A 9,805-nucleotide genomic window follows, 5' to 3' on the forward strand; every position below is an offset into this window, starting at 1 on the left:
CCCCGAGCTTTGTTGAGCGGAGCAGCGTTACAACGGGCGGGCTAGCGAACGGCCAAGCCCACCTTCTGGAAGGACTTCAGGTCCGTGTAGCCGCACTTGGCCATAGCGCGCTTGAGCCCACCGACCAAGTTCAACTCACCCAGCGGCTCGTTGGACGGGCCGTGGAGCACGACTTCAAGGGAGGTCGCTGAAGCGTCCTCGGCGGTGCCAGAAGCGTCAGCGCCGGAAGCGTCGGTACCGAGGAGGGCGCCAGCCACGCCAACCGGCTCGATGATGCCGCGCGGGAAACGCGGGTGGCCGGCCGTGGACGGCCAGTACCAGCCCTTGCCGCCGGCCTCCGCCGCGCGGGCCAGGACCGGACCCAGAACGACACCATCGGCACCACAAGCAATGGCCTTGGCGATGTCTGCAGAGGTGAAGATGTCGCCGTCGGCAAGCACGTGCACGTAGCGGCCCCCAGTCTCATCCAGGTAATCGCGGCGTGCGGCCGCAACATCCGCGATGGTCGTCGCCATGGGGATATCAATGCCGACGGTCTCCGGGTTGGTGTTCACACCGGAGCCGACGATGATGCCAGCCGCGCCCGCGCGCATGAGGTGCAGGGCCGTGGTGTAATCCGCCACGCCGCCGGCAATCACCGGGGTATCCAGCGAACCGATGAACTCCTTCAAGTTGAGCGGCTCGCCACCAGTCTGCACGTGCTCGGCGGAAATCAGGGTGCCGTGGATGAACAGCAACTCCGCGCCGGCCTTAATAACCACGGGTGCCAGCTCACGGGCACGCTGCGGGGAGACACGCACGGCCACGGTCACGCCGGAATCGCGCACCTGCGCGATGCGCTCGGCCAGCAGCTCCTCGTTCAGGGGCGCTGCATGCAGCTCCTGCAGCGTCGACAGGTCACCGAAGTTCTCCGTCACGCGGGCAATTGCGCCCTCCAAATCCTCGTGGCGGCCCCACAGGCCTTCCGCGTTAATAACGCCCAGGCCGCCCTGCTTGCCCATCTCGATAACAAACTCGGGGGTGGCCAGCGCATCGGTCGGCGCCGAGACAAACGGGACCTCGAAGGTATAGGCATCGATGTGCCACGAGGTGTCCACGTCCTTGGAGGAACGGGTGCGGCGAGTCGGCACCAGGGAGATCTGGTTCAGGTCATAGGTGCGGCGAGCCTCGCGGCCCACGCCGATTTCTACGTAATCGCGCATGATTAGTCCTTAGCGGTAGTTCGGAGCTTCGACGATCTGCTGAAGGTGGTGCGGGTGAGACTCCTTGAGGCCCGCAGCGGTGATCTGGACAAACTGCTTGGTCTTGAGCTCGGCCAGGGTGGCGGAGCCGGTGTAGCCCATGGAGGCGCGCAAGCCGCCGACAATCTGGTGCACGATGGCATCGATGTCACCGCGGAATGGCACGCGGCCCTCCACGCCTTCCGGCACCAGCTTGTCCTCGCTCTTAACGTCAGCTTGGAAGTAGCGGTCCTTGGAGTAGGAGCGCTTCTCCCCCGTCAGACCGCGGCCCTGCATGGCGCCCATGGAGCCCATGCCGCGGTAGCGCTTGTACTGCTTGCCCTGGACCACGACGATATCGCCCGGCGCCTCCGTGGTGCCGGCCAGCATCGAGCCCAGCATGACGGTATCGGCGCCGGCAGCCAGCGCCTTGGCAATGTCACCGGAGTACTGCATACCGCCGTCACCGATAACCGGAACGCCCGCCGGGCCGGCCACCGCAGCGGCCTCCATGATGGCGGTGATCTGCGGGGCACCCACGCCCGCCACCACACGCGTGGTGCAGATGGAGCCCGGGCCAATGCCAACCTTGATGGCGTCGGCACCAGCCTCAATCATGTCGCGCGCCGCAGCACGAGTGGCCAGGTTGCCGCCGACGACGTCAACGCGGTCGCCGAAGTCCTTCTGCACGCGGGAGACCATCTCCAGCACGCGGTTGTTGTGGGCGTGGGCGGAGTCGACGACGAGGACGTCCACGCCGGCGTCGACAAGCTGGCCTGCGCGCTGGTAGGACTCCTCACCGGTACCGATACCCGCCGCCACGAGCAGGCGCCCGGAAGCATCCTTGGAGGCGTTGGGGAACTGCTCAGTCTTGACAAAGTCCTTGACGGTGATGAGGCCGACGAGCTTGTTCTCATCATTGACGATGGGCAGCTTCTCCACCTTGTTGGCGGACAGCAGCTCCAGCGCCTCCTCCTTGCTGACGCCCTCCTTGGCCACGACGAGCGGCATCGGCGTCATAATCTCGGAGACCTTGCGGGAGAAATCCGGCTCGAAGCGCATGTCACGGTTGGTGCAGATACCCACGAGAGTGCCCTGCTTATCGACGACCGGCAGGCCCGAAATCCGGAACCGCGCGCACAGCGTATCGACTTCATCGATGGTCATGTCCGGGGAAGCCGTGACCGGGTCGGTCACCATGCCGGACTCGGAGCGCTTGACAATCTCTACCTGCTGGGCCTGATCCTCAACTGACAGGTTGCGGTGCAGGACGCCGATGCCGCCCTGGCGCGCCATGCCGATGGCCATGCGGGCCTCGGTCACGGTGTCCATCGCGGCGGAAGCCAGGGGCACGCCGAGGCGAATGTTGCGGGTAAACTGCGCCGAGGTATCCACCTCGGAGGGAACGACGTTGGATTCTGCCGGAAGCAGCAGGACATCATCAAAGGTAAGGCCGTAGAGTGCAATCTTGTCGGGGTTGTCTCCGCCGGTGTGGACGTGGCTCATGAGGGTGGGGCTCTCCTAAACTGACCAGATAGTTTTATGCGGTAGCCCTCACTGTAGTGCGTGGACGCCCCGTAGTGGTAGCCGTGGGTAGAGGAATAGGTATCTATAGGGAATTGCCATGCGCGCACGGAGTCAATAGGCTCGCAGGCGTGAACTTTTTCGCCAACATGCCCCGCGATCCTTTCGCGGACGACCCGAACGACCCAGCTTCCTTCCTCGAGGAGGATGATCACGTCGAGCCGCTGTCCGAGGAGGACCGTCTCGCCGTCATCCACGATCTGGCCATGGTCCAAGAGTTTGCGCGCGTTTTAAGCCCGCGCGGCATCGATGGCATCTTCTTTTTCTGCGAGGACTGCGAGGAGAACCACTTCTACGAGTGGGACATCATGGCCTCCAACATGCAGGCCACGCTGGCAGGCCAGCTAGCCCCCGTGCACGAGCCGGGCGCGGAGCCGGACCCGATGCGCTACGTCCCTTGGGATTATGCGGTGGGTTATCTCGACGGCATGGACTCGCGCTACTAGCTGCGGTCAGCGCGGTAGAACTACCGCGCGTTAAACGGAAAGAACCTCTTCCCTCCTGTTGCGGGGGAAGAGGTTCCTTGTGGTTTTATTGCTGGAATTGCGCCGGCGGGAGCTGGCCATTATCCGTGGCGCCATCCGAAGCTCCGTCGGAGTTGTCGCCTTGCGGAGGCGTTGCCTGATCGCCGCCCTGCTGGCCTGGCTCCGGCTGGTTCTGCTCCGGCGGGCTCAGCGGGTTGCCCGCCGAAACCGTGCGGGTCACCACGACGGTGGAAACCGCAGTCTCTGTCTGCGTTACGGTTTCCGGCTCCGGCGGCTGCTGCTCCTCCACCGGGGCAGGCTTCTCCACGGTGTGCGTCTGCGTCACCGTGGCGCTGGGCTGCTGCTTCGTGGTACGAGGGGCCTCTGCCTCACGTTCCCGCTTAGCCTGGTCCACCATCTTCCGGGCTTCTTCAAGCAACTGGCGGGTGCCATCCATGTCGCCTTGGGCGGAACGCTTCTCCATCTCATCGAGCGTTCCGGCAAGCTCCACTACGGACACATCGTGCTCGTCCGCGCCGAAGAGCGACTGGTTCACGCCGTAAAGCGGAGATCCCGGGCCGGCGTTGACGACCACAGCGCCGGTACCTGCGATGAGCAGCGTAGCTGCGGCCGCCCCGATGAGTCCGTGCATGAAAGGCTTGCTTCGACGGCGGCGTGCCGCGCCGAGGGAAATGATCTCCGGCTCTTCCTCTGCGCCCTCAATGAGAGGGGCCGGAGGCATCTGCTTTTCGACGTCCCCGCGCAGCTCCAGCAGAAGCCCCGCCAGTTCATCACCGCCATCGGAGGGATCTGTTCCTTCGGAGAGAGTGGTGAGGAATGCATCATCATCAACCAAGGGCTGCAGCTGCTCAGCGACACCCTGCTGAGGCTCGTCCTTCTTTGCCATGATGACCTCCCTTCCTTATTAGAGAATTATTAGTTTGTCGGTGCCAAGTGCCGATGGCTCACTGCTAGCTCTGGGCTAGCCCAATTACTGGTTCACTCTGCTGGTTCACATTGTTGGTTCACTGCGTCTCGTGCGAATCGAGGGATTTGCGCAATTGCGCGAGTGCACGATGCTGCGCCACGCGGACTGCGCCAGGGGTGGACTCCACAATTTCCGCGGTCTCCTCTGCCGACAGCCCCACGAACACACGCAAGATGATAATGTCCCGGGCCTTGTCACTTAACGTATCGAGCATGGCCCGCACTCTGTTACTACCGTCCACGGCAAGGGCGGATTCTTCGGGGGTAGCGTCCTGAGCAGCATCCTCCGGAAGGTCTTCCGTGGGGTGAGTGTGGTCGCGGCTCAGGGCGCGGTGGGCATCGGTCACCTTGTGAGCAGCAATGCCATAGACGTAGGCCATAAACGGGCGGCCCTTATCTTTGTACGTGCCAATAGACGTCGCCACCGCCAAACAGATCTCCTGCGCCACGTCCTCCGCCGTGGGCTGGCGGTGGCCGCCGATGCGCGCGCGGCAATAGCGCAGGACCTGCGGGTGAATGATCCGCATGATGCGCTGGAGGGCGCGGCGGCTACCGTCGACGGCCAGCGGAACGAGGTCCGCTAATTCCTTATCGCTGTCGCGCTTCGCCGCCGTTGAGGATCCGCTCGCGTCTGTAGCCTGAGTAGCCACTGCCATCCTTGCCGTTCTGCTTTTGCTCTTCTGCTTAATGCATTACTTCATATTCTGTATGAACATCATGGCATAACCTTTTGGCGAAACCCCAAAACGACGGGTCTCATCCCCAGCTTTGACCCCACTCAAAAAAATTCATACACCGTTCATCTTAGCCTTAAGCGCAGGTCACAGGGGCTCCAGTTGAGGAGTCTTAGCCAGTTATACCTGCATGTCAGCATTGCGTAACGCGCTGTTTACCCAAGGGGGACACACTTCAATCTCGTCTCACCTCGCCCTGGCGCTCGCGGGAGTTCATCCCGCGTTGGTCCGCGCGCCCACAGCACGCACCGCGCCTGGGCACTCTATCTTTGACAAAGGAGAATCGAACGTGTCTCAGTCCTTCCTGCTCCCCGGGCCGAATACGGACTTTTGGGATTGGCAGCTTCATGGCGCATGCCGTGGGGAAAACTCTGACGTGTTCTATCACCCGGACGGCGAGCGCGGACGCGCCCGCGCCCAGCGCGAGAACCGCGCCAAGGCTATTTGCAGCACCTGCCCGGTCATCGAGATGTGCCGCGAACACGCTCTCGCCTCCGGCGAGCCCTACGGCGTGTGGGGCGGCATGAGCGAGTCGGAGCGCGTCGTTGCCCTGCGTTCTCGTCGCACCCACGCGACCGTCGGCGCCTAGTCCGCTTCTGCCAGCTCCCAGCCTTGGGGTAGGACGGCAAACCACCACCCCTATTGGCTGGACGCGACAAGGCTGCTCTCCCCACTGGATGAGCCCGCCGTGGGCCGTCGCACAGCGGGCCTTTTGCGAAGTTTCTTTAAGTAGCATCACGCCCCTCCCCCCACCTGCACTGATATCCAGCAGCCAGCACGGGCAAGGGGCAGCCGGTGAAAGACGCCAGTCTTTACAGCGCCTGCGCTAGGTAGCGGGCGGTCAGCGTGTCCTTGTCGAGGAACTCGCGCGGCGAGCAAGCCGCCACAACCTCGCCGCCGGCTGAGCCCGCGCCGGGACCGAGATCAATGATGTGATCGGCGTGCGCTAGGACGGCGCGGTGGTGTTCGACGCAGATGAGGGTGAGGTGGTCGTCGACAAGCGCGTCAAAGAGGCGCAGCAAAGTGTCAATATCTTTCTGATGCAGGCCCACCGTCGGCTCATCGAGCACGATGATGTCCGCAGTGGCCTTCCGGTCACACAGACGTACCGCCAGCTTCAGCCGCTGGCGCTCGCCGCCGGAGAGCGTCGAGAGCGGCTGCCCCAGCGTCAGATAGCCCAGCCCCACGGCAACGAGCTGCTCACACACGCGCTTGGCGGCAGTAACTTTGGCCTCGCGGCAAAACTCCACGGCTTCAACCGCGGGAAGCGCGAGTACCTCCGCGATGTTCTTGCCCGCCAGCTCGTAGCCCAAAACGTCGGCAGCAAAGCGGCGGCCCTCGCACACCTCGCAGGGCACATCCGCGCTGTCCATCGCACCAAACTCCACGGTCACCACGCCAGCGCCGGAACAGGCCGGGCACGCGCCCTCCGAGTTGAAAGAGAACATTCCCGGCGTGGCCCCATCGTTGGCCTTGGCGAAGGCCTTGCGCAGCGCGTCCATCGCACCGGTGTAGGTGGCCGGGTTTGAGCGCCGCGAGCCAGACAACGAAGACTGGTCGACAACGAGGATGCGGTCGTCGTCCGGCAGGCATTCCATCAGCGATGACTTTCCGGATCCCGCAACGCCCGAAATGACCGTGAGCACGCCCAGTGGAATATCCACGTCGACGTCCTTGAGATTGTTATGGCGCGCCCCGCGGATCTCCAGCGCGCCGGTGGGCTCGCGCACCTCATCCTTCAACGACACCTTCCCGCTGACGGACGGTGCGGCACCGACGGAAAGGATTTCGCCGCCCGCCACTCCGGCGCCGGGGCCAAGCTCGACGACGCAATCCGCAATCGCCATCGTCGCCGGGTTGTGCTCCACCACGAGCACCGTGTTGCCCTTATCGCGCAGCTGCAGGAGAAGCTCATTCATCCGCGTGACGTCATGCGGGTGTAGGCCAGCGGTCCGCTCATCAAAGACGTAGGTGACGTCTGTCAGCGCCGAGCCGATGTGCCGCACCATGCGCGTGCGCTGTGCCTCGCCACCGCTCAGCGTTCCCGTCGGGCGCGCCAGCGTCAGGTAGCCCAGCCCCAAATCCAGGGCGGCCTCCAACCCACGCAGCGGGGCCACGGCAAGCGGTGAGTTGATGGTGCGGAGCCATGCGGAGGCGTCGGCAAGCTCCATGGCGCAGACATCCGCGATGGAGACGCCGTTGAGGTAGGACTCGCGCGCGTGCTGCGCCAAGCGCGTGCCGTGGCACTCCGGGCAGTCGATGAAGACCACCGCGCGCTCGACAAAGGCACGCATGTGCTTCTGCAGGGACTCCACGGGTTTGCTCAACACGTTCGTCTTCAAACGCGTGACCAGCCCCATGTAGCTCATGTTGATGCCGCCAACCTTGACCTTGGTCTCGGTCTCATAGAGGTCCCGCTTCTGTTCCTCAGTGAAGTCCTGGACCGGCACGTCGGCCGGGTACAGCCCAGACTCGGCGTAGGCGCGCCACATCCACGAGCCCACCTTCATGCCGGGGTACATGATGGCGCCATCGTTCAACGTCAGAGTCTCATCAACGAGCTGGCGCTTGTCGACGTCCCCCACTTCCCCCTTCCCTCACACCTCGGGCACATGCCGCCGGTGCGCTCGAAGCGACGCACCTCTTTGACGCCATTGACATCGATGGCGCCCTGCCCGGAGGCGGAGGGCACGTTGAAGGAATAGGCCGCGGGGCCGCCGGCGCGGGGCTCGGCTAGGCGTGAGAAGAGCACGCGAAGGTGCCCGGTGATGTCGGTGGCGGTACCGAACGTGGAGCACGCGGAAGCCGCCATCGGTTCTTGGCCCACGACGATGGCTGCGGTGAGCCCTTCCAAGCGGTCCACGTCGGGGCGGGGTGGGGCCTGCATGAAGCCTTGTACGAAGCCGGGATAGGTCTCGTTGATGAGACGCTGCGGTTCAGCCGCAACGGTATCGAAGACCAGCGAGGTCTTGCCGGAACCAGACACGCCGGTGAAGACGGTGAGCTTGCGCTTAGGGATGCGCACGTCCACGTTCTTGAGGTTGTTTTCGCGGGCGCCGGTGACGGTGATGAATTCTTGTTCCACGGCTCAGCAGTCTAGTACCGGGGCGGAGATTCCCGCCCCCACGGCGAAGGCCCGCCGCCCCGCAAAAATGCGGGTTAGCGGGCCTTCCTTACGGCAATGTGGGAACCCTTGTGGCTACGCGGGAACCCTTGTGGTTGTGCGGGAAACGAATGTTTCCCGCACGCACGGTTTAGTGCGCGTGCGAGTGCGCGTGCGCAGCCTGTGCCGGCTCTTCCTCGGCGGGCTTCTCTACAACGGAAGCCTCGGTGGTGAGCACCATGCGGGCCACGGAGGCGGCGTTGACCACGGCGGAGTGGGTGACCTTCACCGGGTCGATGATGCCCTGCTCGAGCAGGTTGCCGTACTCCAGGGTGGCGGCGTTGAAGCCCTCGCCGTTGGCCTTCTCGGCAACGTGGGCGACCACGACGGATCCGTCCAGGCCTGCGTTCTCGGCGATCCAGTAGGCCGGGCGGGTCAGCGCGCGAGCCACAGCCAGCACACCAATCTTGGCCTCACCCTCGAAGCCCTCGGCGAAAGCCTCGAGCTCCTGGGAGATCTGGACCAGCGCGGAGCCGCCGCCAGCAATGACGCCCTCTTCAACGGCCGCGCGGGCGGCGTTGATGGCGTCCTCGACGCGCAGCTTGCGCTCGTTGACCTCGGTCTCGGTAGCGGCACCAACGCGGATGACGGCAACGCCACCGGACAGCTTGGCCAGACGCTCCTCGAGCTTCTCCTTATCCCAGGTGGAGTCGGTGCGCTCGATCTCGCGGCGCAGCTGCTCGCGGCGCTCCTCGACGGCCTCGGCGGTACCGGCACCATCCACAATCACGGTGTCTTCCTTGGACACGGTGACGCGGCGAGCGGAACCGAGAACCTCCGGGCCAACTTCCTTGAGGTTGATGCCAACCTCAGGGTCGACGACGGTAGCGCCGGTGACAACAGCCAGGTCATCCATGAAGCCCTTGCGGCGCTCGCCGAAGTACGGGGACTTCACGGCGGCGACCTTGAGGACCTTGCGGATGGAGTTCACCACGAGTGCCTGCAGCGGCTCGCCCTCGATGTCCTCAGCGATGATCAGCGTCGGGCGCGAGGACTCCGCGATCTTCTCCAACAGCGGCAGGAAGTCCGGCAGGGAGGAGATCTTGTTGCGGACGAGGAGAATTGCGGCGTCGTCAAGCACGGCGTTGTAGGTCTCCTCTTCCGTCGCAAAGTACGGGGAGAGGTAGCCCTTGTCGAAGGAAATGCCCTCGGTGACGTCCACGGTGGACTCGATGGTCTGGGACTCCTCGACGGTCACGACGCCGTCCTTGCCCACCTTGTCCATCGCGCCAGCAACCATCTCGCCGACCTCCGCATCGCGGGAGGAAACGGTGGCAACCTGGGAGACCTCCGCGGAGGAGTTCACCGGGGTGGCGCGCTTCTTGAGCTCCTCGACGACCTTCTCAGCCGCCGCTTCGATGCCCTTGTTCAGCTCGATGGGGTTAGCGCCGGCAGCAACGTTGCGCAGGCCTTCGAAGACGAGAGCCTGGGCCAGCAAGGTGGCGGTAGTCGTACCGTCACCGGCGATGTCGTTGGTCTTGACGGCCACGGACTTCACCAGCTGGGCGCCGAGGTTCTCAAAAGGATCGTCGAGGTCAATGTCGCGGGCGATGGTGACACCGTCGTTGGTGACGGTCGGGCCACCAAAAGCCTTGGACAGCACAACGTTGCGGCCGCGCGGGCCGAGGGTGACCTTGACGGCGTCGGCCAGCG

The 9,805-nt window shown here is 64.3% G+C and carries 7 protein-coding genes and 1 pseudogene; 2 read left to right on the top strand and 6 right to left on the bottom strand.

Annotated features, from left to right (window positions below):
- Positions 1–41 precede the first annotated feature (41 nt).
- Together HMPREF2967_RS04285 and guaB are read right to left on the bottom strand one after the other, a co-directional pair.
- Complete coding sequence (locus HMPREF2967_RS04285; protein WP_070685158.1) at positions 42–1,202, bottom strand: GuaB3 family IMP dehydrogenase-related protein; 1,161 nt, start codon at positions 1,200–1,202, stop codon at positions 42–44.
- Between the two features lie 9 nt (positions 1,203–1,211).
- Complete coding sequence (gene guaB, locus HMPREF2967_RS04290) at positions 1,212–2,726, bottom strand: IMP dehydrogenase (RefSeq protein ID WP_070685159.1); 1,515 nt, start codon at positions 2,724–2,726, stop codon at positions 1,212–1,214.
- 149 nt (positions 2,727–2,875) lie between these two features.
- Between guaB and HMPREF2967_RS04295 the strand changes: the two genes are divergently transcribed.
- Positions 2,876–3,250, top strand: coding sequence for a DUF5319 domain-containing protein (locus HMPREF2967_RS04295; protein ID WP_070521533.1), 375 nt, complete (start codon positions 2,876–2,878; stop codon positions 3,248–3,250).
- Between the two features lie 85 nt (positions 3,251–3,335).
- Here HMPREF2967_RS04295 and HMPREF2967_RS04300 read toward each other — a convergent pair whose 3' ends face one another.
- Positions 3,336–4,175, bottom strand: a complete 840-nt coding sequence (locus HMPREF2967_RS04300) for a hypothetical protein (protein WP_070685160.1) — start codon at positions 4,173–4,175, stop codon at positions 3,336–3,338.
- 118 nt (positions 4,176–4,293) lie between these two features.
- Entirely contained in the window at positions 4,294–4,911 is a 618-nt protein-coding gene (locus tag HMPREF2967_RS04305) for a sigma-70 family RNA polymerase sigma factor (protein ID WP_070521539.1), read from the bottom strand.
- A gap of 367 nt (positions 4,912–5,278) precedes the next feature.
- Here HMPREF2967_RS04305 and HMPREF2967_RS04310 point away from each other — a divergent pair, with 367 nt between their 5' ends.
- A complete protein-coding gene (locus HMPREF2967_RS04310; RefSeq protein WP_070564990.1) occupies positions 5,279–5,578 on the top strand; it encodes a WhiB family transcriptional regulator in 300 nt (99 codons plus the stop codon).
- A 223-nt stretch (positions 5,579–5,801) separates the two neighbouring features.
- Here the strand turns inward: HMPREF2967_RS04310 and HMPREF2967_RS04315 are convergent.
- Positions 5,802–8,074: pseudogene (locus HMPREF2967_RS04315) on the bottom strand (excinuclease ABC subunit UvrA).
- Positions 8,075–8,243: 169 nt separating this feature from the next.
- Positions 8,244–9,805: chaperonin GroEL (gene groL / locus HMPREF2967_RS04320; RefSeq protein ID WP_070685162.1), on the bottom strand; the 1,562-nt coding region annotated here is incomplete at its 5' end.

The sequence above is a fragment of the Corynebacterium sp. HMSC059E07 genome (assembly GCF_001814395.1).
GTDB classification, from domain to species: domain Bacteria; phylum Actinomycetota; class Actinomycetes; order Mycobacteriales; family Mycobacteriaceae; genus Corynebacterium; species Corynebacterium hesseae.

Excerpts from the sequence above, each read along its gene's own strand:
- HMPREF2967_RS04285 (WP_070685158.1), bottom strand. The coding sequence starts at position 1,202 with ATGCGCGATTACGTAGAAATCGGCGTGGGCCGCGAGGCTCGCCGCACC.
- guaB (WP_070685159.1), bottom strand. The coding sequence starts at position 2,726 with ATGAGCCACGTCCACACCGGCGGAGACAACCCCGACAAGATTGCACTC.
- HMPREF2967_RS04300 (WP_070685160.1), bottom strand. The coding sequence starts at position 4,175 with ATGGCAAAGAAGGACGAGCCTCAGCAGGGTGTCGCTGAGCAGCTGCAG.
- HMPREF2967_RS04305 (WP_070521539.1), bottom strand. The coding sequence starts at position 4,911 with ATGGCAGTGGCTACTCAGGCTACAGACGCGAGCGGATCCTCAACGGCG.